The 23,582-nt window shown below is 53.4% G+C and carries 29 protein-coding genes; 12 read left to right on the top strand and 17 right to left on the bottom strand.

The annotated features are described in order from the left end of the window. Nucleotides 1-20: 20 nt before the first annotated feature. The 6 genes from METLA_RS0105425 to METLA_RS0105400 all read left to right on the top strand — a co-directional run bounded on the left by METLA_RS0105425 (nucleotide 21) and on the right by METLA_RS0105400 (nucleotide 7,241). On the top strand, nucleotides 21-1,436 hold the full coding sequence (locus METLA_RS0105425; RefSeq protein WP_024297585.1) for an ammonium transporter: 1,416 nt from the start codon (nucleotides 21-23) through the stop codon (nucleotides 1,434-1,436). A 249-nt stretch (nucleotides 1,437-1,685) separates the two neighbouring features. Further along, nucleotides 1,686-2,024 (top strand): P-II family nitrogen regulator, encoded by a 339-nt coding sequence (locus tag METLA_RS0105420; RefSeq protein WP_024297584.1) that lies wholly within the window; start codon nucleotides 1,686-1,688, stop codon nucleotides 2,022-2,024. A 12-nt stretch (nucleotides 2,025-2,036) separates the two neighbouring features. Continuing rightward, nucleotides 2,037-3,320: an ammonium transporter gene (locus tag METLA_RS0105415; protein ID WP_029646441.1), complete on the top strand. Its 1,284-nt coding sequence runs from the start codon at nucleotides 2,037-2,039 to the stop codon at nucleotides 3,318-3,320. A 98-nt stretch (nucleotides 3,321-3,418) separates the two neighbouring features. Further along, a complete protein-coding gene (locus METLA_RS0105410; RefSeq protein WP_024297582.1) occupies nucleotides 3,419-6,634 on the top strand; it encodes a DUF748 domain-containing protein in 3,216 nt (1,071 codons plus the stop codon). Nucleotides 6,635-6,691: 57 nt separating this feature from the next. Then, nucleotides 6,692-6,970 (top strand): type II toxin-antitoxin system Phd/YefM family antitoxin, encoded by a 279-nt coding sequence (locus METLA_RS0105405; protein WP_024297581.1) that lies wholly within the window; start codon nucleotides 6,692-6,694, stop codon nucleotides 6,968-6,970. Then, nucleotides 6,963-7,241, top strand: a complete 279-nt coding sequence (locus METLA_RS0105400; RefSeq protein ID WP_024297580.1) for a Txe/YoeB family addiction module toxin — start codon at nucleotides 6,963-6,965, stop codon at nucleotides 7,239-7,241. Before METLA_RS0105405 ends, METLA_RS0105400 begins: the two co-directional genes overlap by 8 nt. A gap of 29 nt (nucleotides 7,242-7,270) precedes the next feature. Here METLA_RS0105400 and nirJ read toward each other — a convergent pair whose 3' ends face one another. Beyond that, nucleotides 7,271-8,416 (bottom strand): heme d1 biosynthesis radical SAM protein NirJ, encoded by a 1,146-nt coding sequence (nirJ, locus tag METLA_RS0105395; RefSeq protein WP_024297579.1) that lies wholly within the window; start codon nucleotides 8,414-8,416, stop codon nucleotides 7,271-7,273. An 85-nt stretch (nucleotides 8,417-8,501) separates the two neighbouring features. Here nirJ and METLA_RS0105390 point away from each other — a divergent pair, with 85 nt between their 5' ends. After that, the gene (locus METLA_RS0105390; protein ID WP_024297578.1) at nucleotides 8,502-8,762 is read left to right on the top strand and encodes a hypothetical protein; all 261 of its coding nucleotides are present in this window, start codon (nucleotides 8,502-8,504) and stop codon (nucleotides 8,760-8,762) included. Continuing rightward, complete coding sequence (locus tag METLA_RS0105385; protein ID WP_024297577.1) at nucleotides 8,752-9,132, top strand: type II toxin-antitoxin system VapC family toxin; 381 nt, start codon at nucleotides 8,752-8,754, stop codon at nucleotides 9,130-9,132. Before METLA_RS0105390 ends, METLA_RS0105385 begins: the two co-directional genes overlap by 11 nt. Nucleotides 9,133-9,137: 5 nt before the next feature. On the opposite strand, the gene ahbB (METLA_RS0105380) is transcribed toward METLA_RS0105385, so the two are convergent. The 11 genes from ahbB (METLA_RS0105380) to METLA_RS0105330 form a co-directional block, all read right to left on the bottom strand. Beyond that, nucleotides 9,138-9,617 carry a siroheme decarboxylase subunit beta gene (gene ahbB, locus METLA_RS0105380; RefSeq protein WP_024297576.1) on the bottom strand — a complete coding sequence of 160 codons (480 nt, stop codon included), beginning with the start codon at nucleotides 9,615-9,617 and terminating at the stop codon, nucleotides 9,138-9,140. After that, complete coding sequence (locus METLA_RS0105375) at nucleotides 9,617-10,060, bottom strand: Lrp/AsnC family transcriptional regulator (RefSeq protein WP_024297575.1); 444 nt, start codon at nucleotides 10,058-10,060, stop codon at nucleotides 9,617-9,619. The genes ahbB (METLA_RS0105380) and METLA_RS0105375 overlap by 1 nt, the downstream gene beginning before the upstream one ends. Next, entirely contained in the window at nucleotides 10,053-10,562 is a 510-nt protein-coding gene (gene ahbB / locus METLA_RS0105370) for a siroheme decarboxylase subunit beta (RefSeq protein WP_024297574.1), read from the bottom strand. The genes METLA_RS0105375 and ahbB (METLA_RS0105370) overlap by 8 nt, the downstream gene beginning before the upstream one ends. After that, nucleotides 10,555-11,013, bottom strand: a complete 459-nt coding sequence (locus METLA_RS0105365; protein ID WP_024297573.1) for an Lrp/AsnC family transcriptional regulator — start codon at nucleotides 11,011-11,013, stop codon at nucleotides 10,555-10,557. The genes ahbB (METLA_RS0105370) and METLA_RS0105365 overlap by 8 nt, the downstream gene beginning before the upstream one ends. 2 nt (nucleotides 11,014-11,015) lie before the next feature. Continuing rightward, entirely contained in the window at nucleotides 11,016-12,239 is a 1,224-nt protein-coding gene (locus METLA_RS0105360; RefSeq protein WP_024297572.1) for a cytochrome D1 domain-containing protein, read from the bottom strand. A gap of 97 nt (nucleotides 12,240-12,336) precedes the next feature. Beyond that, nucleotides 12,337-13,170 carry an HNH endonuclease gene (locus METLA_RS21790; RefSeq protein ID WP_024297571.1) on the bottom strand — a complete coding sequence of 278 codons (834 nt, stop codon included), beginning with the start codon at nucleotides 13,168-13,170 and terminating at the stop codon, nucleotides 12,337-12,339. A 28-nt stretch (nucleotides 13,171-13,198) separates the two neighbouring features. Then, nucleotides 13,199-13,399: a DUF433 domain-containing protein gene (locus METLA_RS0105350; protein ID WP_024297570.1), complete on the bottom strand. Its 201-nt coding sequence runs from the start codon at nucleotides 13,397-13,399 to the stop codon at nucleotides 13,199-13,201. A gap of 27 nt (nucleotides 13,400-13,426) precedes the next feature. Continuing rightward, nucleotides 13,427-13,729 carry a c-type cytochrome gene (locus METLA_RS0105345; RefSeq protein WP_024297569.1) on the bottom strand — a complete coding sequence of 101 codons (303 nt, stop codon included), beginning with the start codon at nucleotides 13,727-13,729 and terminating at the stop codon, nucleotides 13,427-13,429. Next, nucleotides 13,726-14,043: a c-type cytochrome gene (locus METLA_RS0105340; RefSeq protein WP_024297568.1), complete on the bottom strand. Its 318-nt coding sequence runs from the start codon at nucleotides 14,041-14,043 to the stop codon at nucleotides 13,726-13,728. Before METLA_RS0105340 ends, METLA_RS0105345 begins: the two co-directional genes overlap by 4 nt. Next, a complete protein-coding gene (locus METLA_RS0105335; protein ID WP_024297567.1) occupies nucleotides 14,040-15,623 on the bottom strand; it encodes a nitrite reductase in 1,584 nt (527 codons plus the stop codon). Before METLA_RS0105335 ends, METLA_RS0105340 begins: the two co-directional genes overlap by 4 nt. A 276-nt stretch (nucleotides 15,624-15,899) precedes the next feature. After that, nucleotides 15,900-16,640, bottom strand: a complete 741-nt coding sequence (locus tag METLA_RS0105330; RefSeq protein WP_024297566.1) for a Crp/Fnr family transcriptional regulator — start codon at nucleotides 16,638-16,640, stop codon at nucleotides 15,900-15,902. Nucleotides 16,641-17,197: 557 nt separating this feature from the next. Between METLA_RS0105330 and METLA_RS23695 the strand changes: the two genes are divergently transcribed. The 3 genes from METLA_RS23695 (at nucleotide 17,198) to tnpA (ending at nucleotide 19,160) form a co-directional block, all read left to right on the top strand. Next, nucleotides 17,198-17,431, top strand: coding sequence for a hypothetical protein (locus METLA_RS23695; RefSeq protein ID WP_281171931.1), 234 nt, complete (start codon nucleotides 17,198-17,200; stop codon nucleotides 17,429-17,431). An 82-nt stretch (nucleotides 17,432-17,513) separates the two neighbouring features. Further along, nucleotides 17,514-18,590, top strand: a complete 1,077-nt coding sequence (locus METLA_RS20615) for a nucleotide sugar dehydrogenase (RefSeq protein WP_281171930.1) — start codon at nucleotides 17,514-17,516, stop codon at nucleotides 18,588-18,590. 141 nt (nucleotides 18,591-18,731) lie between these two features. Beyond that, nucleotides 18,732-19,160: an IS200/IS605 family transposase gene (gene tnpA, locus METLA_RS0105320; RefSeq protein WP_024297565.1), complete on the top strand. Its 429-nt coding sequence runs from the start codon at nucleotides 18,732-18,734 to the stop codon at nucleotides 19,158-19,160. A gap of 204 nt (nucleotides 19,161-19,364) precedes the next feature. On the opposite strand, the gene METLA_RS0105315 is transcribed toward tnpA, so the two are convergent. The 3 genes from METLA_RS0105315 to METLA_RS22505 all read right to left on the bottom strand — a co-directional run bounded on the left by METLA_RS0105315 (nucleotide 19,365) and on the right by METLA_RS22505 (nucleotide 20,356). Further along, a complete protein-coding gene (locus METLA_RS0105315) occupies nucleotides 19,365-19,565 on the bottom strand; it encodes a 5'-nucleotidase (protein ID WP_024297564.1) in 201 nt (66 codons plus the stop codon). Nucleotides 19,566-19,666: 101 nt separating this feature from the next. Then, complete coding sequence (locus METLA_RS0105310) at nucleotides 19,667-20,023, bottom strand: hypothetical protein (RefSeq protein ID WP_024297563.1); 357 nt, start codon at nucleotides 20,021-20,023, stop codon at nucleotides 19,667-19,669. A 36-nt stretch (nucleotides 20,024-20,059) separates the two neighbouring features. Continuing rightward, complete coding sequence (locus METLA_RS22505) at nucleotides 20,060-20,356, bottom strand: hypothetical protein (protein WP_152539385.1); 297 nt, start codon at nucleotides 20,354-20,356, stop codon at nucleotides 20,060-20,062. A gap of 826 nt (nucleotides 20,357-21,182) precedes the next feature. Here METLA_RS22505 and METLA_RS21785 point away from each other — a divergent pair. Next, a protein-coding gene (locus METLA_RS21785; protein WP_152539384.1) for an IS630 family transposase occupies nucleotides 21,183-22,309 on the top strand; the annotation gives its coding sequence in 2 pieces (ribosomal slippage) (nucleotides 21,183-21,612 and nucleotides 21,612-22,309; 1,128 coding nt in all). Between the two features lie 44 nt (nucleotides 22,310-22,353). Here METLA_RS21785 and METLA_RS0105285 read toward each other — a convergent pair. Continuing rightward, nucleotides 22,354-23,358 carry an ISAzo13 family transposase gene (locus METLA_RS0105285; protein ID WP_198408442.1) on the bottom strand — a complete coding sequence of 335 codons (1,005 nt, stop codon included), beginning with the start codon at nucleotides 23,356-23,358 and terminating at the stop codon, nucleotides 22,354-22,356. Then, nucleotides 23,300-23,551 (bottom strand): hypothetical protein, encoded by a 252-nt coding sequence (locus METLA_RS23160; protein WP_029646383.1) that lies wholly within the window; start codon nucleotides 23,549-23,551, stop codon nucleotides 23,300-23,302. Before METLA_RS23160 ends, METLA_RS0105285 begins: the two co-directional genes overlap by 59 nt. Between the last annotated feature and the right edge of the window lie 31 nt (nucleotides 23,552-23,582).

Below are 23,582 nucleotides of genomic sequence, written 5' to 3'. Positions count from 1 at the left end.
TTTTAAGTAAGGACCGAATAATGAAACACATGATATCGACTTTGGCTTTTTTTATCCTGCTGGGCTTTGCCGGGCTCTCGCTTGCCGAAAACATCACCCAGGCGGTTGAAACGCAGACGCTCGCGGACCCGGTTAAACCCGCGCTGGTTGAAATCCCGGCCGCGGCAGCGGCTCCGGCCGCCGAACCCGCGGCTTCGGCGCCGGTGACGACCGATAAGGGCGATACGGCCTGGATGATGGTTTCGACCTTGCTGGTGATCATGATGGTGATCCCGGGACTGGGCCTGTTTTACGGCGGCCTGGTGCGCAGCAAGAACATGCTGTCGGTGCTGATGCAGGTGATGGTGGTGTTTGCGCTGATTTGCGTGCTCTGGGGCATTTACGGTTACAGTCTCGCGTTCGGCGGCGAAGGCCTGATCATCGGCAACTTCGACAAGGTGTTCCTAAAAGGCATCACGACCGCTTCGCTGGCCGATACGTTTACCGACAACGTGAAGATTCCCGAATTTATCTTTGTCGCCTTCCAGTCGACCTTCGCCGCGATTACCTGTGCGCTGATCGTCGGCTCGTTTGCCGAGCGCATCAAATTCAGCGCGGTGCTGATTTTCTGCGCGATCTGGTTTACCTTCAGCTATCTGCCGATCGCGCACATGGTCTGGGGCGCCGGCGGTTACCTGCTGGGCAAGGGCGCGCTGGATTTCGCGGGCGGCACCGTGGTGCACATCAACGCGGCGGTGGCCGGTCTGGTCGGCGCCTTTCTGGTCGGCAAGCGCATCGGCTACGGTAAGGAGTACATGGCGCCGCACAGCCTGACCTTGACGATGGTTGGCGCATCCTTGCTGTGGGTGGGCTGGTTTGGCTTCAATGCCGGTTCGAATCTCGAATCCAACGGCGGCGCGACCCTTGCCTTCATCAACACCCTATTGGCCACATCCGGGGCGGTGTTGTCCTGGGCCGCCGGCGAAGCGGTGATCAAGGGCAAGGCTTCGATGTTGGGCGCGGCCTCCGGCGCCGTGGCCGGTCTGGTCGCGATCACGCCGGCCTGCGGCTCGGTCGGTCCGATGGGCGGCATTATCATCGGTTTGAGCGCGGGTCTGCTCTGCCTGTGGGGCGTCAACGGACTCAAGCGCCTGCTTGGCGCCGACGATTCGCTCGATGTGTTCGGCGTGCATGGCGTCGGCGGGATTTTAGGCGCTCTGCTGACCGGCGTGTTTACTTCACCTGCGCTCGGCGGCACCGGGGCCGAGGATTTCTCGATCGCCAGTCAATTGCTGGTCCAGGCTGAAGGCGTCGTGATCACGATCGTGTGGTCGGGCGTCGTCTCTTTCATCGCCTATAAATTCGTCAATATGTTGGTCGGGCTCCGAGTCAGCGAGGAATTCGAACGCGTGGGGCTGGACGTATCGAGCCACGGCGAAACGGCATACCATATATAAGGTATAAAAATGTCATGATCGCCAGTCGGCCGACTGGCGATTTTTTTTTCAGCGGAGGAATGACATGGCCGATGAGTCACTCGCGAAATGAAATAGGGCTTCAGGTTCAGGGTCGATGGCATCCTTTTTTGTTAGCGTTCGGCATAGGGCTGTTTTGTATTCGAGCAAAAATTGTAAATCGATAGGGATTGTGTATGATTGCAGAATCTAGGAGCCATTTTTTTTCGTTATTTGTGACAGAGAGACATTATGAAATTAATCACAGCAATCATTAAACCGTTCAAACTGGATGATGTCAGGGAAGCCCTGTCCGAGATCGGCGTCGCGGGAGTCACCGCGACCGAGGTCAAAGGTTTTGGCCGCCAGAAAGGGCATACCGAATTGTATCGGGGCGCCGAATATGTGGTCGATTTTTTACCGAAGGTCAAGCTCGAAATCGCGGTGTCTAACGACATTCTGGACAAGGCGGTTGAGACGATCGTGAGGGCAGCGAATACCGGCAAAATCGGTGACGGCAAAATTTTTGTGACCAATCTTGAACAAATCATCCGCATAAGAACCGGCGAGACCGGCGAGGATGCCATTTAATTAGTGAGTAGAATGCGATCCAAAAGACTCTTTTTCAGCCTGCTGCTGTTGCCGTTCGCGGCGGAGGCCGCTCCGATCAATCAGGCCAACACCGCCTGGATATTAACGTCGACCGGCCTGGTCCTGTTCATGACGCTGCCGGGTTTGTCGCTGTTTTATGCGGGCCTGGTGCGCAGCAAAAACGTGTTGTCGGTGTTGATGCAGTGCTTTGCGATCACCTGCCTTGTCTCGATCCTGTGGCTGGCCGGCGTCTACAGCCTGATCTTCGCCGATGGCGGCGACTGGCAGAAGCTGATCGGCGATTTCTCGAAGGCGTTTTTGCCCGGTATCGGCACCGCTTCGCAGGTCGGCGAACTGCCCGAGGCGGTTTATTTCATGTTTCAGATGACCTTCGCGATCATCACGCCGGCGCTGATCGTCGGCAGTTTCGCCGAACGCATGAAATTCTCCGCGATGCTCTGGTTCAGCGCGTTGTGGCTGTGTCTGGTCTATGTGCCGATTTGCCACTGGATTTGGGGCGGCGGCTGGCTGGCTGAGTTGGGCGCGCTGGATTTTGCGGGCGGCATCGTGATTCATGTGAACGCGGGCATCGCCTCCTTGGTTGCGGCGTTGGTGATCGGTCGCCGCAAGGGCTTTCCGAGCACGCCGATGCCGCCGCACAACATGACCATGGTGGTAACCGGCGCGGGCATGCTCTGGGTCGGCTGGTTCGGCTTCAACGGCGGCAGCGCGCTGACCGCGGACGGACGTGCCGGCATGGCGCTGTTGGCGACGCATATCGGCGCGGCAGCCGGCGCATTGACCTGGATGACCATCGAATGGGTGCGTTTCGGCAAGCCGAGCGTATTGGGCATCGTGACCGGCATGGTCGCGGGTCTCGGCACGATCACGCCGGCTTCGGGTTATGTCGGGCCGCTCGGCGCGCTGGTGATCGGGGTCGTGGCTGGCGGGGTCTGTTTCTTTGCGACCCAGTATGTCAAGCGCACGCTGAAGATCGACGACTCGCTGGACGTGTTTCCGGTGCACGGCGTCGGCGGCATCACCGGGTCGTTGTTGACCGGCGTGTTCGCTTCGAGCAGCTTCGGCGGCTTGGGGCTGGCCGAAGGCGTCACGATAGCCGGGCAGGTCGGAGTGCAGGCGCTGGCGATCGGGGTCACGATGGCATGGAGTGGGGTATTCAGTTTCGCCTTGTTGAAGCTGATCGATCAATTCATCGGTCTGCGCGTGACTGCCGATGAAGAAGTTCAGGGTTTGGATCAGGTATTGCACGAGGAAACCGGCTACGTCAACTTATAACCTGACGGCGTTTCGGAGAGATAAAAAGGCGGCTTTTCACAGTCGCCTTTTTTATTGGGAAACGCTATGCTAAGCGGGTGAGTGGCTCAAGGAATCGTATGAAGGCTCGAACCCTATTGATCAAGATTTTGCAAGGATTTGGCGTCGCAGGATGCGTGCTGCTTATTTATGCACTGGCCGGCTTTTATGGCTTGCCTTATCTTGTGAAGTCGAGGGCTCCGGTCCTGCTGAAGGAACTGACCGGCAGGCAGTCTTCGCTCGCAGCGGTCGAGTTGAACCCGTTTTTATTCCTTGTCTCGGCTCAGGGTTTTGAACTGCACGAAGCGAACGGCCAGTCCTTCGTCAGTTTCGAGCGTGTTGCGGCGGACATCGATCTGTGGCGGTCGCTGAGGGAGTCCACGCTGACCCTCGATGACGTGCAGTTGATCAAGCCATATGTGCATCTGGCCAAAGCTAAAAACGGCCAGTTCAATTTCAGCGATCTCTTGCCGGCCAAGCAAGAACCTCCTGCCAGTGAAAGCAAAGCCTTCCCGGTGCAGATCGGCCGTTTGTCGCTTTCCGGCGGCAAATTACTCTGGGAGGATGCACAGCTCAAAAAGCCGGTCCGGGAGGAAATCGATCCGATCGATTTGACCGTGGAACAGTTTTCGCTGACGCAAAATCAGCCTTTTCCGCTGCATCTGACGCTGGCCTTGAAGTCGGGCGGCGCCCTGGATTGGCAAGGCAAGGCCGGCATCGAGCCGTTGTTTTCAGCGGGCCGCATCAAACTGGAACGGCTCAAGTTGCAGAATCTGACCGCGATCGCTCTGCAAGATGCGCTCGGTTTCGATTTGCAGGGCAGTGAAGTGCTGGAGGCGGAATACCGCCTGAACTATTCCCCAGCCAAGGGCCTGGAACTTGAGATTCCTAAAAGCCGCTTCGAATTGAAGGATTTTGTTTACGCATCCGCCGAGCCGCAAAGTCTGGCGGTCAAATCCTCCGCGATCACGCTGGAGTCCGCTTATAAAATCACCCAGGCCGGTCAAAAATGGCAGGTAACGGCCGCAAAAGCCGAAGCCAAGGCGTATGATCTTGGGTTGACCGGCTTTGGCCTCGCGAAGGCGGCGCTGAGCATTCCTGAAATGGCGTTGACTGCGGTTTGTCACACCGGCAATGCCGATGGCCAGTTCAATGTCACGGTTCGGGATGGGCAAGCGACGATCAGCGGCAGCGAGCTTTCGGACGGCTTGCAGGACAAGCCGCTGGTCAAAATCGGCAGGATAGTTGGGGAGGGGATGGCCTTGAATCTGCTCAAGCGGTCTTTTTCCGCCGCGGCGATCAAATCTGAACATGCCGATGTTCAGGCCTGGCTGACCAAGGAAGGGACGCTGAACTATCAGGCGCTGTTGCCGGCTAACGAAAATACGTCAACAGCCGCCAAGGCGAGTCCGGCCGAAAAAACTTCGGAGCCTTGGACGCTTGCGCTCAAGTCGTTCGCCTTGACTGATTCCGGCTTGCATTTCGAAGACCGAAGCCAAAGCAAGCCGGTCGTAGTCGAGGTCAAGCCGATCGATTTCACGCTGCGCGATTTTACCGATAAAAACGGCGCAGCATTGCCGGTGCAGTTGAGTGCAATCTTCAATCAGGACGGGCGCATCAAGCTGGACGGCGATCTCGTGATCGCTCCGTTGTCTGCCCGGCTGAATGTCGATGTGCAGGACATCGGTCTCGATAAGTTTCAAACCTATGTCGACCAATTTGCCCGCCTGGATGTGATCGAGGGCGGTTTGTTCGTGAATGGCAAGCTGGATGCGGCGCTTAAGGACCCTGAAAAACCCGACGTCAAGTTTCACGGACTTGCCGGCGTCGATGAACTGATCACCCGTGATCAACTTCAGAACAAGGATTTCATCAAATGGCAAAAGCTGACCTTGAGCGATATTGACGCCGACCTCGCCGCTAACCGTTATACCGCCAAGCGCCTTCAGATAGAAAAGCCCTATGCACGGATCGTGATCAAAAAGGACAAAACGATCAACGTGAATGAAGTGCTATCGACCGGTAAAGCCGTCAGTAACAAGCCTGCCCCCAACGCAACGTCCAAGAAACAGGATGCCGAGCATGCGCCGCCGTTCTTCAGGCTCGATCAAGTGTTGGTGCATGATGGGGCATCCGATTTTGCCGATCTGTCGCTGATTCTGCCTTTCGCGGCCGAAGTCCAGGAGTTGAACGGCGGCGCCTCGGGCATTTCCTCGGAAAAAAAATCGAAGGTCAAGGTGTCGTTGAAAGGCAATGCCTACGATCTGGCGCCGGTCGATGTCAGCGGCGAAGTCAGTCCTTATCGAGGAGCATACGACGTGGCGGTGAGTTTTCATGGCTTGCCGATGCCGCTGATCAGTCCTTACATGGTGCAATTTGCAGGTTATAAAGTCGAAAAAGGCAAATTGAATCTGGATTTGAAATATAAGGTCGAGCAGGGCGTTCTGACCTCATCGAACACGATTCTGATCGATCAGTTCGAACTCGGCGAGAAGGTCGAAAACCCGAATGCGGTGTCGTTGCCGTTGGAATTGGCGGTCGCCTTGCTGAAGGATGGCGATGGCCGAATCAAATTGGACGTGCCGGTCACCGGCAGCCTGGAAGATCCGAAATTCAGCATTAGGGCGATCATCGCCGATGCGCTGTTGAATGCGTTGAATAAAGTGATTACATCACCTTTCACGGCGATCGCTTCGCTGTTTGACGGCGGTGAAAATCTGGATCATATCGATTTCAGCCCCGGCAAGTCCGAACTGGACAAGGCCCAGTTGGCCAAGCTCGACGGTTCGGCGAAGGCGTTGAAAGAGCGTCCGGCATTGAGCCTCGAAATCAAGGGCGCGGCCTTCGAGGAACAGGATTGGCCGGCTTTGAAGGATGCGGCGCTTTATGACCAGTTAAAACGCTTGAAGGCGGCCGCGATCTCCAAGAAAGGCGGCAAAAAAGTGCGCGCGGAATATGTCGAGCTTTCGGACGACGAATACAAGGACTATCTGGCGCAGATGTTCATCGAGAAATTTCCGCTGCTCGCGGAACGCTCGCTGTTCGGCAAGCCGCAGTTGAAAGACTCGAAGGCGGGTGATTTTTATGAGGTCGCCAGACAAAAGTTGTTCACGATCATCAAGCCGGAAGAGCAGCGTCTGAAAGACCTGGCCGCCAAACGGGCCCAGGTCATCGCGAAGTATGTCGTGCAGCAGGGCGGCATTGTGCCGGAGCGGGTGTTCATTCTCGATACCGCGATCAATCCGGCGCGGGAAGGGCAGGAGATCGTCTCGCGCTTGTCGCTGAAAGCAAATTGACAGGTATGGTTATGTGGCGTACAGTATTTCTGTACAACAATTTCTCCCAAAATGCCCATGACAATCCAAACCACCTATACGCAAGCCCGCGCTAATCTTGCCACCCTGCTGGACGCGGTGACGGATGACCAGGAAGTGGTCATCATTCAACGGCGTGGCGCTGCGGATGTCGCGCTGATTGCCGCCGATGAACTCCAAAGCTTGCTGGAAACCGCGCATCTGTTGCGTTCGCCGGTCAACGCGGAACGCTTATTGGCGGCATTAACGCGCGCGCAACAACAAACCACCCCGACCCAATCAGTCGCTGATTTGCGGGCAGAGGTTGGCCTTGGCTAAAGCCGGAGACCGGGGTAGCGTCTTTCAACCGGAGTTCCGAGAAGACCTTCGCTTTTGGGCGCAGACCAATCATCGGGTGGCCGTAAAGATTTTGGATTTGGCTGAAGCGGTCATGCGAGACCCTTTTGCGGGGATTGGCAAGCCCGAACCATTGAAGCATCTCGCTCCGGGTGCATGGTCGCGCCGTATCACGGAAGAGCATCGCTTGGTCTATTGGGTTACTGACGATCGGGTGGATTTTCTTCAAGCGCGCTATCACTATATTCGATAACGCGTTCCTACGATCAGACTTTCACCGTATTATCCAGGCAGGGCAATTTCCGCGTCGGTCAAATAACAGCCCGGGTCCTCGGCCCAAAAATTGCCGGTCGTCTGCGCGGCCCTGACGCGGGTATTGCCGTTGCAGATCGCCTGATAATCGCAGGTTGCGCAGCGGCCTTCGAGCGGACGCGGCGATTGCTTCAAGCCATCCATCAAGGGATCGTTTCTATCCATCCATATTTCCGAGAACGGACGCTGCCGGATATTGCCCAGGTCGTAATGCCACCAGAACGTATCCGGATGCACATTACCGAGATTGTCTATGTTCGCGACATTGACGCCGGAGGCATTGCCGCCCCATTGTTCGAGTTTGACCTGGATGTGGCCGGCCTGGTCAGGGAAACGCTTTCGGACCCAATGCAGGAAATACACGCCGTCGGCATCGTTGTTGCCGGTTACGAACTCCCGGTCCTTGCCTTCCTGCATCCACCGGTAACAGGTGTCGAACAGCAAATCCATCGCCTCGCGCGTCATCTGGTAGTGCGCGTCGTCCTTGCGGTTGCGGTTGCCGCGGCCGCCGTAGTTCAGGTGCGACAGGTAAAACTTGTCGATGTCGTAGTCGTCCATCAACTGCAGCAAGGCAGGAAAATCCTGCGCGTTATCCTGGGTCAGGGTAAAACGGATGCCGACCTTGATGCCTTTGTTCAGGCACAGTTCGACGCCGCGCAGGGCTTCATCGAACGAGCCTTGCATCCGGCGGAAATTGTCATGCGTTTGCTTGATGCCGTCCAGGCTGACGCCGATGTATTGATAATCGATCGCGGCGATTTCATCGATATTCTGTTCCGAAATGCGAGTGCCGTTGCTCGAAAGCGCGACATAAAAACCCATCGCCTTCGCGCGCCGGGAGATGTCGAAGATGTCCGGGCGCAGCAGCGGCTCGCCGCCGGACAGGATCAGCACCGGCACTTTGAATGCTTTCAGGTCGTCCATCACCGTGAAGACTTCCTGGGTGCTCAGTTCGCCCGGAAAATCGATGTCGGCCGAGGTCGTATAGCAATGCTTGCAGGCCAGGTTGCAGCGGCGGATCAGATTCCAGATCACGACCGGCGCGGCCGGTTTGCGCGCGGGTTTGATCGGTGTCGGGTCGAGCAGTTCCCGCATGAAGTGGCTGAGTCTGAACATGGTGGCTTAATGATAGAGTAATTGCTTTTATATGAAAAAATATCTAATATAAAATATCTATTTTAGATTAATGGTTAATAACATCATGCAGCTTACCGCATCACAACTGCAATCCCATCATAAAGCGCTGATCGATGCGTTGAAACGTGGTGAATCGGTCGAAATCACTTATCATGGCCAATTGTTGGGCGTTGTGCATCCGGCTAAGACGTCGTCAACGATTCAGGAACAGGAAAATGCAATGGCCGATTTTTTCGGTATGCACCGCGATCTGGATATTGCCGGGGTCGAAGACGAGCTGCGCTACATCCGTAAGGGCCGCAGGAATACATTGCGTGATATTTGACACCAATATCCTGATTTATGCGGATCGCGGCGTCGTTTCGGCAAAAGAACTGATCATGAATACGCCGGAGCGGTCCATATCGGCAGTCACTTATATGGAATACGTTCCATTTTGTCGCAATAAACGGGAGCTTGCCGTTTTCGAAAAAATGCTTGATGTTTTGCAATTCAGCATTCATGAAATCGATCAAGCGATTTCCTATCAAGCTCGGCAAATGACCAGGGAGTACGCGCTGAGTCATGGCGTCGAAATGGGCGATGCATTGATCGCGTCCACTGCTATGGCCAATCGAGAAATATTGTGCACCAGCAATATCAAACATTTCGCGCATATTGACGGGCTGATGTTAAAACAATATTCACTCGATTAGGAAAATCATTTGCTCCGAAACCCGGTCTTTTTCAAAATTTTGGTGCTATAGAGCACATCCGAGCCCAGATTATCCTGGCCCAATATGGCCGCAATCTGTCCGATCTGTTGATCGACCTCTTCCTGGCTCCTGCCGTGCACCATCGCAAACAGATTGTAAGGCCATAACGGCAAATGCCGGGGCCGGTGGTAGCAATGGCTGACAAAATCGAGCCGGCCGATCCTTTGCCCAAGCGCGTCGATTTTTTCGTCCGGGACATTCCAGACCGTCATGCCGTTGAAGCGGTAGCCCAGCTTGTAATGGTTCGGCACCGCGCCGATGCGCCTGATCACGCCGAGCTCCTGCATGCGGCGCATGCGTTCGATCACCTGATCGACTGATAATCCCAACTGTTCCGCGATCGCGTGATAGGGCTTGGCGGTCAACGGCAGGCCGGCCTGGGTCGCGCGCATGATGTTTAAATCGATTTCGTCCAGATTCGACATCAGGCTTCCAGTTTCAGGCCGACGAAATATTCGGTGATCTTCGGCATGTTGTAGACGGTCAGGCCGGTTTCGCGCTCGATGCCGGCCAGCGCCTGTTGCAGTTGTTCGGGCGTTTCGGTCGCGAGCACGAACCACATGTTCAGCGCGTGGCTGCGCGCATAATTGTGCGCGACCTCGGGAAACGCGTTCACGATGCCGGTGACTTTCTCGAAGCGATCCTCAGCCACCTGCATCGCGGCCAATGTCAACGCCCCGCCCATCGCTTCGGCGTCATAGAGCGGTCCGAAGCGCGATAGGGTCTGATCTTTTAACAGGTTCTCGAGGCGGTCGAGCAGTTCCTGCTCGCTGAGGCCTAAAGCCTGCGCGGCTTCCTGATAGGGCCTTTCCGAAATCGGAAAGCCCGTCTGTAGCGCATTGATGATACGGCGGTCGATGTTATCCATGGGCGAATTCTGCGGACGGGGCAGGGGCGACAGGCCGGTAAAGCGCGCCGCGCTGTTTGAAACAGCGCCGGCTGAACAGGATTTCCCGGTCGAAGGCTTGCAGGCCGCATTCAGCGCTGAGCTGGTCGAGCTGGGCGAGCACGGTGCCCCGGTCCTTGCCGTGGATCATGCAATACAGGTTATAAGGCCATTCGGATGTGCGCGGGCGCTGATAACACAGGGTCACGAAGGACGAACGGCTGATCCGGTCTCCGAGCGTTTTGACCTGCGCATCCGGAATGTTCCAGACGATCATCGCATTCGCGCGGTAGCCGAGCTGGCGGTGTTTGACGATCACGCCGAGCCGTTTGATCAGGCCGGTCTGTCTCAGCACCGCCAGGCGCTCGATCACTTCGGCTTCGGACATGCCGAGCGCAAGGCCGATGTCATGGTACGGCCGCGGGCTGATCGGCAGGCCGGACTGGATCTCGGTCAGTAATTGAAAATCGCGTGCGTCAAGCATGGGTCAAATCCAGGCGGAAGCCCAAATCGATATGAAAATCGTTAAGCAGCGGCAGGCGTTGCGTCTTGTAACCGGTTTCGCTCTCGATTGCGTCGAGCACCCGTGCCAACTGCTCGGCCGTGGAGGCAACCGCGACGAACCAGAGATTGAAGCGGTTCTCGCGTTCGTAATTATGATTGACTTCGGGATAATGGCTGATGATGTCCGCGGCTCTTTGCAATTCGCTCTCCGGAACCGCCATCGCGACCAGCATGCTGGCGCCGATCTGGTTCGGCGGAATGATCGGTCCGACCCGGCTGATCAACTGACTGTCGCGCAATTCGGTCAACGCGGACAGCACGGCGTCTTCGCTGACGCCGAGCTGATTCGCGATTTCGAGGTAAGGGCGCTCGACCAGCGGGAAATCGCGCTGAAAATCGTTCAACAGGTGCTTATGCAGATCGGTCAACATGCTTATAAGCCGATTTTATGGGCTCTGGCGCTGAAAAAAATGCCGTTTGGTTTCTGTACCGGCAGGCGGGCGACTTCCTGCAACGTCTCGGTATCGTAAACGACGACCTGATTGTCGTCGCGTAGCGCGACCCAGACCTGTTCGCCGCGCGGGGTGAATTCCATGTGCAATACACCCTTGCCCGGCGTCAACAGTTTCGTCAACGACAAGTCCTTCGCGTCGATTACCAGCAGTTGATTGTTGTCCGGAAATGCGAAATTGACCCAGATTTGCCGCGCATCGGGCCGGGCCATCACGAATACCGGTTGCCCCGGCACCGGAATTGCCTTGACCAATTGCCAGGTTTTTTTATCGATCACCAACACTTCATGGCGGCCGATCGCGGGCGCGAGCAGATAGTCGCCAGCCACGGCCCAGCCTTCCAGATGCGGCATCTTATAGACCGGCAATTTCTCGTCGTGCTTGCCGTAATCGGGCAGGATGCGCTTGACGCCGAGTTCCGGCTGCCACAAATCGAGCAAGGCCAGGCCGGGCTCGCCGAACAGTCCCGCGATGTAATAGTGTCCGTCCGGCGCCATCAAGGCGTCATAAGGCTCCTTGCCGATATTCGGATATTTTTGAATGACCGGTTTTCGCGGATTTTTGACATCCGCGGTCCAGATTTCGCCGGCGTCGAACAGGCTGAACACGAAGCGTTGGCCCGGCGCATCGGTCAATCCGACCACTTTCGACAGCTTGCCGTCGGCATAGCTTGCCGGAATGTCTGCGACCAACTCCAAGGTGTCTGCCGAGAAAATCTTCATGCCGCCCGGCGTATAGTTCGATACCGCGATCAGCTTGCCGTCCTGCGAAATCGCCCCGCCGATGCTGTTGCCGGCCTGCACGATGCGCTTGTCGATCTTGTCCTGGAGCAGGTCGATCTTGCTCAAACCGCCGTCGCGGCCGAAAACGTAGGCATAGCGCTGGTCGCGCGAGAACACCACCGAGGCATGCGACAAGTCGCCGAGGCCGCCGACTTTGGCGAGTGCTTTATGGGATGTCGTATTGATAATCACCGCACTGCCGCTTTCGCGTTCGATCACGACGCCGAGATCGCCAGTGGCGCGAAACTCGGCAAAAGCGGACGATGCAACGAAGAAGGAAAGTAAAAAAGCGAGTAGCCGCGTAGGTCGGGCAACGGCTTTATCGTTGCCCGACGTTTGGGTCGCCCGGTGATTAGATGGCATTAGGACAAGCCCAAGGCGGATCGTTCTATTTAAAAACTCAAAAGTCGGGCATAAAAAGCATGCTCGATCTACGCAATTAATAGGCATAAAAAGTAACTCAATCATCCAAGCCAAGCTCTTTGATGACATCAATGAGGTCATGTACGGGTTCTTTACCGTCTCGATAATTTTTAAAAGCAGCGTCCGCTTTCGTTATCGCCTTCTTTTCGGCCAATTTGCCCGATGTTTGGCGGATAATGGTTTTTAATTCGTCGATTTCGAGTGTCGGGTTGCGTTTGTGCAGCATGGAATGGCAGTTTGGACAAACCGGTCTTAAGTCGTTAATGGGATCAACTTGATAGGTTTTGCTAATTTGCGAAACCGGTAGGAGGTGATGAACGTGAATAAAGCCCTTGCCTAATTCACCGTAGGTTTTTTCAAAGTCGAATTCGCAAACCCAGCAAATTGCTTTCCAATGTTTAACGCACAATTCTCTTGCTTTTGAATTTCGTTCGTATGAGTTAACCGTAATTGTGCGCTTAACCCCTTCAAGAAAGCTTTCTGACGTGTCAGTAGGCAACTCTTCTGCGAAGTGTTCATCGCCTGTCAAATTGGATTTTTCCAGCGCCTCAACCAATTCAGGTCGTAGCTGCCAAATAAATTTAGTGCCTTCATCCCACCCATTAAAAAATAAATCCCAAAATTTATATTTCTTATTACTCCTTTCAGTAAAATCTATGTCATAAAGCTTTGAGATTCGGTTAGCGTATCTACCGAGTTCCAAGTTTAATGGGCCGTAATGTGTTCCTAAAATAAGCCCAACTTGACTTGCAGAAGCCTGATGGCTTTCAAATGAATAAAGCGCTTGAAACATAGCAAGATCAAGCTCATTGGTTAATTTACCATTCTGTAAAATTTCCACCCACAGGCTTGATGTTAATTCTGTCGCCATCGCTATTTTCTACAATCGCTTGATGAGGCTATTGTTCGGAATAAACCAAGCACGCGCTTATATCTGCTTCGGTCAACTCAGGGAAATCCTCGATGATTTCGCTATGCGACATGCCGTCGGCCAGCCAGGACAGCACGTCATACACGGTGGTTCTCAGTCCTCTGATGCAAGGTTTTCCGCCTCTTTTGCCGGGCTCCAAGGTAATAATGTCGTGATAATCGGTTTTCATCGAATACGCTCTACGGGATCAACGATATTATTTGTTAAGCAGGAGTCTCACCAGCCACAACGCTTCATCGCGATTCATGAAAGGCTGCCACGGCGGCATCGGCGTGCCCTGGCGGCCGTTCAGAATCGTATCGGCCAGAAAATCATCCGGTTTTCCGGCCAGGGTTTCCGGTAGCAGGGCAGGGCCCATGCCGCCTTTCAAAGTCAGACCATGACACGCTCCGCAATCCTGTTTCAACAGGTCGCGGAGCGCTTGCTGCCGCTCGGCCGAAATCTCGCCGCCCCATGACGGCAATGTCATCAGTAGCAGCGGCAGCAGTTTCCTGATCATGGATTGGCTTTTTGCCGGGCGTAATAGGCCGCGACATTCTCAATGTCATTATCAGACATCGATCCTGCAATCGCGTTCATGATGTCCGATTTGCGGGTCTTGTCCCGATACTGCTTCAACGCCATCTGCAAATACTCGACATCACGTCCGGCCAGCGATGGAAACGGCGCGTCGGCGGACGGCGTTCTGAGGCCGTGGCAATGCGAACAGACCTGGGCCGCGCGCGCCTGGCCTGCATAAATGCTCGCGGCATTCGCATTAGACGCGGCGAAAGTCCCCACCAACAGAGCGCCGGTAATGATCAACGCTCTCATTGCTTGGCTCCTTTCGATTCTTCCGGAGACAGACCGCGGGTGATGTATTTGACGCGGCCGTGCGAGAAGATGCCGGCCGGGCTTTCCATCGGAATCGCGGCGACTTTTTCGAGTGAAGTCGAGTCAAATACCGCCACTTCGTCACCGTTGTAGCCGGCGCTGACGTACAGATATTTGCCGTCGGCGCTGTATTCAGGGAAGTAGGCGTGGCCGCCGACATCCAGCGTCTTGACCACTTCCAGCGTTTTCTTGTCGATCAGCTGAATCGTGCGCGCGCGTTTATCCTTCGAAATGATGTCGACCGCGACATAAGGCGCATTTTGATGCGCGGCCGGCGATTCGGTGCCGCCGGATACCGGCACTTGTTTGACGACTTCCATTTTGTCCAGATCCCAGACGCTGACGACCATCTTGTCGCAGTCGCCGAAGTTGGTGCCGAAGCCCAGGGTGCGGCCGTCGACTTCGACTGCCGCGCCGCCACCGACGTGCGGCACGCAGCCCGCATCGAGCTTCTTGATGATCTTACGTTCTTTCAGGTCGATCGCAGTCACGATGCTGTCGTCATAGGAGGCAACCATCAGCTTGGTGCCATTGTGCGTCAGGAAAGCATCGTGCAGATGGCGGCCGACGTTTTCGATCTTGGTGACCGGGAAATCGTCTTTCAGATCGACGATCCAGACCTGACCGGCATTTTCCAGTGCAATCGCCATGACGTCGGCATACGGCGTACCGATTACCATGCCGGAGTCGGAAGAGACCAGATTGCCGTCAGGATCGACGCCTTCGAGTTCAAACGTTTTCAACGGCTCCAGTGTGTCGGCGTTCAGGATGACCGCATTGTGCGGCACATAGGAGCCGGCCATGATGTATTTGCCGTCGCGAGAGACGCCGAGACCCGGTCCGTTGAAACCGGTCTTGATGCTGCGCACGACCTGCATCGAATACAGATCGACCTTGAAAATTTCGGCGGTGTCGTTCTTCACATAAGCCCAACGCGGATTGACCGGGTTGTAGTCGATGATGTGCGCGGCCGCGTTGGTCGCGATCTCGCCGACTTTCTGATGGGTCTTGCTGTTGATGAAAACCGCTTTCGAGCCTTCGCCGCGGCCGTATTTACCGCGTGCCGCGACGCCGATGATGTCGTCCATGTTGTCGATCGCATAGGTCGGTTTTTCCGGCAGTTTGCTTTCATCGGATACCAGTACCTTCAGCGAGGCTTTGATGTCGTCGATCGTCCACGCCGGGTTATCCAGCTTCGGCGTCGATTGCAGATGCTTGACCAGGCCGCGAATGTCGTCATCGGACAACTTACCGTAGAACGGAGGCATCAGCGTGTCGAAGCTGCCGGCCATCACGATCGTGCGCAGCGCGGTCGGGCTGCGGCCTTTCAGGGTTTCGTTGTTCAAGGCCGGCGCCAGAAAGCCGCCGTGATCGGAGCCGTGGCAGCTTGCGCAACTGTCCTCATAGAGCTTATGGTATTTTTTCGCATCATCGGAGGTCGCCTGTGCGCCGAGCGGAAACAAAATCGCCGCAATGCTAGCGGCGAGTGTGGTCGATAAAAGCAGTTTGGCGGTTTTCATTCTTTATTATTCTCCCAGGGGTGGTATCGAATCGATATTAGCATCAATGAGTAATTAGTTCAAGCCGGATATCGATCATTTGCGCATGGCATCGCTGTTACGGGTTCAACCGCGATAAGGGTAGGGCGGCTTGATGACAGCAAACCGCCTTGCTGCCGGTTTGGTCAGACCATTATATGTAATTTAGCTTCTCGTTTCATGCGTTTGAGCGCATAGGGAAATTTTCCCGTACCACTCGATGTCATTTGAGGGATATGAGGGGGCGAACGAACAATGTCAAAAGTCTTTGCGAGAGGAAATATGGAGCAGGCGATCGGATTCCATTTTAACCACCTGGTAGCATTCACAGGCCCGTGCCTCCAATCCCGGCCTATCCAGAACCGTGATGTGTCCTCGTCTATAGTGAATCAACCCCGCACGTTGCAAATTCCCGGCCGCTTCCGTAACGCCTTCCCGGCGAACGCCCAACATATTGGCAATCAATTCATGGGTCATATTGAGCTGATTCGAAGAGAGCCGATCGAGACTGAGCAATATCCAGCGGCATAACTGCTGGTCCACCGAATGATGCCGGTTGCAGACCGCCGTCTGTGCCATCTGGGTAATGAGCGTCTGGGTGTAGCACAGCAACAAATGATTCAGCGCCCCGTAGCGACGCCCCCCGGAGCGTCCGAATTCCTTCATCAGCATAGACGCATTTAAGCGATAGGCATAGCCTGCGCTTTGCACAACGGCTCGATTAGGCATGCTCAGTCCTCCCATGAAAAGAGGGACGCCGATGAGGCCATCGTTTCCGACAACGGCAATCTCGCTAGATGCGCCATTCTCCATCACGTAAAGTATGGAAACGATGCTGTTGGTTGGAAAATAAGCGTATTGCAACTTTTCCCCCGACTCGTAAATGACTTCACCGAGCGGCATCGGGACCAGGTTCAAATTAGGCAAAAGCCGCTCGAATTCGACAGCGGGCAGGCAGTTGAGAAGATGATTTTGCCGAGGATTCTGTAAGTCATTCATAAACAAGGTTATCAATAGGCTAAAATCTAAAGCCCTCTTCCGAGGGGAGCAAATGAAATCTTTCTACGGCAGGCAAGGGCCAGACGCACGCCGGCGGAGTGTCACCAATGCGGCATCACTTGTGTGATGGCGAGAAGTAAGTCTCAATTCATCCGCATTCAAGGCGCACAAAAAATTGCGAATCGTGCCAGAGTCAGTCGTGCCATACCACTGCGAGTCCAATAACGTGTTGCAACTAACGCATGAAAAACCAAACAAAAAGGATTAAGGATTTGTCGCTTTAATATAATCTTAACAAAATATTAAGAGGTGCACATCTTTTACTATTCAAGCCGCAAAATTGGACGACTTTACTCGACATGAGATGTTGCCACTGGCTGGCTGAGCCGAAGCCGGCGTTAGGGGCGGCTCACAATAGCCGCTACTCCTTGCTAAGCAAAAATTTTTATGTGCGGAACCGTACCGATTTTATTAAGTCTTATCTTTATCTTAAGGCGTGGCGTAAAGCATTTAGCCGTCTTGAGAGATGAGAATTAATTTTGAACAAGGAGACGAGCATGAGCTATTTAGAAAACGAGAGTTATCGTATGGACGAATGTAATCTGAATGATGAAAGTCCGAGTCCGCAACAGGGGGATACAGCTCTACGACTTAGCAACGATTTGGCTATCGAAACGGTTGCGGTGATAGGTCTCGGTTACGTCGGTCTTCCGCTTGTCGTTGAATTGGGTAAACATTTTCGTACGGTTGGGTTTGATATTGCGGAGTCTAAAGTCGAGTCCTGTAAGTAAGGGTGTTGATCCATCGCATGAACTGCCCGATGAGGAAATGCGTGCCGCAATACATGCAGAATATTCCACTGATCCCAGTATCTTGGCTGAAGCGGATATTATCATCGTAGCCGTGCCTACACCGGTTGATGCAGCACATAACCCGGACTTTAGCCCTTTAATAGGCGCAAGCCGATGCGCGGGCCAAAACATGAAGAAAGGCGCGCTGGTGGTTTATGAGTCCACGGTTTATCCAGGTGCAACCGAAGAAGTTTGCATTCCGGTTTTAGCGCGCGAGTCGGGCATGAAATGGAAAGAAGATTTTTTTGTGGGATACTCCCCTGAGCGAATCAATCCCGGTGACCGCGAACATACCTTGACTAAAGTTCTTAAGGTGGTATCGGGCGATACGCCGGCAACACTTGAGAAAGTGGCTGCTTTATATGAAAAAATCGTGGAGCCTGGAGTCCATCGCTGCTCTAGCATCAAGGTGGCTGAAGCGTGCAAGGTGATCGAAAATACCCAGCGCGACCTGAATATTGCTTTAATGAATGAGCTGGCAATCATTTTTGATACGTGTGGCATCGATACGACCGAGGTGTTGCAAGCGGCTGGCACTAAATGGAATTTTTTGAAGTTTAAACCGGGTCTGGTTGGCGGGCATTGTATTGGCGTCGATCCTTATTACTTGACCTATAAAGCCGGGATGCAGGGTTATCATCCGCAAGTCATTCTTGCCGGCAGACGCATCAATGACGGCATGGGTAAGTTTATCGCGGAGCAAACCCTCAAAAGCATGATTGCGTGCGGCAGTTATGTGAAAGGCGCGAGAGTTAATATATTGGGACTGACTTTTAAAGAGAATTGTGCCGATTTACGCAACTCCAAAGTCATGGACATCATTAAGGAGTTAAGAAGCTATGGCGTAGAAGTTTTTGTACATGATCCGTATGCTGATCCTGATGAGGCGATGCAGGAATATGGGGTGCGTTTACTCCCGTGGGAAGACCTGCCAAGAGCGGATGCCATTGTGTCTGCCGTATCTCATAAGCAATTTACATCGTTTTCAGTTGAGGATTTTCAGAAAAAGCTGATTAAGGGGGGCTGTTTTATCGATGTGAAGTCCTTTTTTAATCCAATTGAATTTGAACAAGCAGGGATCAAAGTATGGAGGCTTTAATTGTGTCATTGACGCACGGATAACCTATTATCAATAGATGCTGGCGTTTGTTAGCTCGGGATACTCGCATAGATTTTACCCATGTGGTAGTTTTTCTTGCCCGAATGAATTTCTCACAATAGATTTGGAAAGGAGAAAAATATGAATGCGTTTAGGAGTTTGCCGCAAAAGCGCAGGGATTCCAAGTGTCGTATTGTCATTATCCCGAAAAAAATGAAGAAAGTAATCGATGCACGTGTGAGAAAGAATTTGGATGAGATGTTGTATCAACTGGCAAAGCAAAAAGGCATTACCATACTAGAAGGCCATTTGATGCGAGGCTATGTGCGTATGCATCTGAATGGTCGTCCAAAAATAGCTGTAGCGAGTGAAGTTGGCTATTTGAAAGAAAAGGGGGGGATGGTCATGACCGGGAAATTGAGAGGAAGGCATGAAAGCTTCAACGGAACAGAATTTGAAGAGCAAGGGAGGGGCGTTTCCACGGTAGGTTTGGATGAAGTTGTTGTTAGAGAATATATGCGTGACAAAGAAAACGAAGATGAATATTTTGTGCAATCCAGCTGGATATGAAGGTTCGCGTGCGTGCTTGGAAAAAGGCCGGATCATCACCTCCCTCACTAACCGCGATATGAGTCGGCGCGTGTCGAAACGTTGGATCAACACAACTTGCATCACAGTCTTTAGAGGTCCGCCAGCGCTGACGCTCTGCTCCTTGCTGAATGCCTCCGCGGTAAAAATCGACTCAGCAATCCGGCAGGTTTGCTAAATCGCCGGTCATTTTGCCGGTTCACCGCGATTGGCGATACCGAATGGAATATGCACCATCGGAATATCCAGGCCGCTGGTCGAAAGATGGCTTTTCTGGTCGTCGAAAAAGATGTGAGGCTTGAATACGGTCAGGGTGCAGTCTTTTTTCATTCCGCCCAAAAAACGAATCAGGTTGGTGTGGCGGTCAGCGGACAATTTGATTGGCAAGCGCTGAATGGCCTAAAGCGACGGGAATGCGCTTGGGTTTGCGATTGGGTTTGCGGGTCAATTTTGGCCGCTATTCGAAAGCAACGGTTGAACGGATTTTGCTATGAATTTTTTCGTGCCTTTCGTGGACAATACGTAACATCATCTTGTAAGACGAATTGCTCAAAAACAAAATTGCCGACAAGTTGAGCCGGGGTGTTTTTTTGCGTGTTGGCCTTGTCAAACTGCAACACGATGAGCTGGCGGTAATCGCGGTGGTTGAAGTTAAGTTTCCATAGGATGCCGGACGAGACTTGCCACTGCACACCGTTTTCGCCGCGCAGCAAGGCATTCAGGTCGGTTTTTTGAGGGCCTTCAATTTCTTCGCGCGCGATGAGGCGCGCTGAAGCTTCGGAAGCCGAAGCGGTGGAACGGTTAACAATTACGCGGTTTGGCCATGCCTCAGGGTGGGTATGCAAAGCTGGATTTGGGCTTCGCTCATGAACGGCTTGGGTCTACAAATCGCCAAACAGTCGGGCGACACACGCGCGACAACCGTGCAGGGCGACAATAATACCCAGCGGTGCGGCCAAAGCCAGCGGCAGCACCACAGCTTCAACCGCAAAGCTGATGGGGTAGACACTGTCTTTGAGTATCCACAAGAGCAGCCAAAATAAGCTGGTAAAAGCCAGAGAGAGGGCAAACAACCAAGGCCGTTTCCAGGGCGCGCTTCTGCGCGGCCCCCAGAAGCAGACAAGATTGATCAGCTTGCAATACGGACAGGACTTCGATTTTAAACGGAATGGTTTCATGCGGGCTAAGTTTGCGATCTATTTTAGAGCCATTGTTCGATGTTCGAGAGGGAGAATATGGGGATTAGGCTAGCTTTTATTCTATGCGGTATTTTTGGTGTTCAAAAGGGCGATAAACGTAAAGTCAGGATCATCTTTCAGCGTGCTAGATGATTGCGCAAAAAATAAGGCAGGTTCAAGCTTTCGGCATTGCTGAAACGGTGAGGATGGATTTGCAAAATTTAAAATAGTAAAAAATCAGGTCCTTATTATTTCATGATTTTATTAAATAAAAATTTAGGATTGCATTAATAATTATGCTGCTTGGCCATGCCTCCGAGTGGATGTACAAATCTAGCTTTGTCCTTCGATCATGAACGGCAGGACTTCGGATTTAAACGGAATGGTTTCATGCGGGATAACCTTGCTATTTCGCACGCGCAGATAAAGTTTTTGCGTTTTGGTATCCGGCAAGTCGAGAGAAAAGGCTTAGGATATGGTCATAAACAACTTCCCGATAAAATTTTCCGTTCGTCCTGAGCTTGTCGAAGGATGGACGGAAAATTCCCGGCTCATGCTGTCACCCGTTCATGCTTCGACGAACTCAGCACGAACCGGTGACAGCATTTACGGAAGTTATTTTTGACGGAATCCTTAGCTGCCGTAGATTTTATCTGAAGGCCTCTGGGCGGCGGGGACAAGATCGCCGCCGCGTTATTCCAAATAATCCTGGCCGGACGGTGTGTACAGCCGCACGTGGTAGCTAATAGCTAGTACTCATTCATTGTTGTTATGTCGGCTGGTAGGCCCCAATATATCCAGTTTCAATGTAAATGGAGCTGGGCAATTGGCGAAGAAATACAGAGTGCGGCTAACCGAAGAAGAGCGTAGTTATTTGGAAAGCTTGGTGCATAAAGGAAAAGTGGCAGCCCACAAAAGGCTTCATGCTGAAATATTGCTCAAGGCCGATAGTAGTGCATGGGGTGATCAATGGCAGGATAGCCAAATCAGTGAGGCCTTTGGCATCTCAACGCGAACCGTGGAACGGGTCAGGCAGCGCTTGGTTCAAGAAGGATTAGAGTTGGCCTTAGAACGAGCGAAACCGAGCCGGGTTAGAAACCGTGTGATTGATGGTGAAAACGAAGCCCATTTAGTGGCATTAGCTTGCAGTGATGCGCCGGATGGCTATAGCCGTTGGACATTACGCTTGTTGGGGCAACGTATGGTGGAACTGGGCTACGTGGAAAGCGTATCGCATGAAACGATTCGGCAGACGTTAAAAAAAATGAACTGAAACCCTGGCAAAACAAAGAGTGGTGCATACCCGCCCAAGGGAGTGCGGAATTTGTCTGTGCGATGGAAGATGTGCTGGATGTTTACAAGCGTTCCTACGATGAAGACCATCCACTGGTCTGTATGGATGAAAGCAGCAAACAGCATATTAAAGAGACACGCCAACCGCTACCGGCTAAACCGGGCTCGGTCGAAAAGTACGATACGGAATATGAGCGCAATGGCGTCAGTAATCTGTTTATGTTCTTTGAGCCGTTAGCAGGCAAGCGGCAAGTCGTGGTGACAGATCAAAGGACCGCCGCGCATCAAATACGCAACTTGGTTGATGTTATCCACCCTCACGCCAAGCGCATTACCCTGGTGATGGACAACTTAAATACCCACACCGGCGCATCGCTCTATAAGGCGTTTGCGCCCGAGGAAGCCCGGAGAATTTTGGATAAACTAGACATCTACTACACCCCCAAGCATGGTAGCTGGTTGAATATGGCAGAAATAGAATTGAGCATTTTGTCCCGGCAATGTTTGGAGCGGCGCATTCCAGACCAAGAGACTTTAAAAAAGGAAGTCGCCGCATGGCAAGAACAACGAAATGCTATCGCAAGACCCATGCAATGGCGATTTACTAATGAGGATGCGCGGATAAAATTGAAAAAACTTTACCCGACAGTACAAAAATGACTGGGTACTAGGGATTTGCTCAAAAATAACTTCCCGAAACGCTCCTACGGAAAAGCCCGATAATTCCAACGAGGAAGATGTTTATCAAAAACGATCCTGATGTTTTCGAGGAAATCCGTAGCACATTTTTTCCCGGTCTCATAAACGCCCGCCAACACCTCCACCGTGACCTTCAGTCCGGTGGACGTTCTTGCCTGTTCCATGAACTGCTTGGCAATGGCGAGCGAATGAAAGACGATGCCTTGGCAGGCGCGGGTGATGTGCGGAAACAGGCGATGTTCAATCGGATTATGTTTTGAGCAATACGGCGGATAATGCGCAATGCGAATTTCCAGCCCCAATTGGGTCGCCAGCGCCTGCAACGCTTCCTTGAACACATGGCGATTGGCAGCATTACTGCCGCCGCCATCGCAGAGGATGAGCAACCTGCGCGCTTCGGGATAGTGCCGGTTGCCGTGCCGTTGCCACCATTGGGCAATGCTGGCACAGCACAATTCGCTGGTATCGTGGCTGGTGTTGAGGTGTATCGTGCCTTCGTTCCGCGCTAAATCATAGAGCCCATGCGGGATCAATTTTCCGTTGCCGACGCTAGGAAAATCATGGTCCAGGGTGTCGACCGGCACCTGCGTGTAGGTGTAACCGTCGCGGGCGAAATCGCCCAGCAGTTCTTTCTTTTTGGTATCGATGCTGAGCACCGGATCGCCTGCGCTCAGATACGCGTCTTTGAGCCGGGCGATGTTTTCGAACTGGGCATTGCGGTCAGGGTGAGCCCCCAACGCCTTTTTCTTGCGCGCTTTACGCCGACCTAATTTGTGTTTTTTCAACAGTTTGCGCACCGTGTTCGGGCTGACCGGCGTCGCTTTCGCGCCCAAGCGCCGACTGATTTCGCCACACGACAGATTCGTCCACAAGACGCCTTCGCGCATCGGGTCGCCGGCGGTGAAGTCCGCCAACAGGTCGAGAAAGTGAGTCTCCAACTGCGCCGATTGCTCAAGCGCCGTTTTCCGGCCCCCACCTTTTTTTTCGGACCCGATCCGCTGCCGGGTCATCGGTCGCGTCGAGTTCCAACTGGCCCCGGCGGATGGTCTTGGGGTCCAGGGCAAATAGTCGGGCGATATAATCAATGCCGCCATGCCCCAGCTTGGCGGCTTCTATGCCGGCATAGCGGCGCCTATCTTTCTCGGATAGGCTCGCAAAAAGGCGTTGCATTTTGACTTCTATTGCAGGCTCGTAACCAATCATGTCCTGTTGGGATTTGCGTTGTCGATGGCGT

It is taken from the genome of Methylomicrobium lacus LW14 (assembly GCF_000527095.1).
Lineage (GTDB): Bacteria > Pseudomonadota > Gammaproteobacteria > Methylococcales > Methylomonadaceae > Methylomicrobium > Methylomicrobium lacus.
The sequence above is the reverse complement of the archived record's forward strand: the minus strand, read 5'-3'. Positions and strand labels throughout refer to the sequence as shown.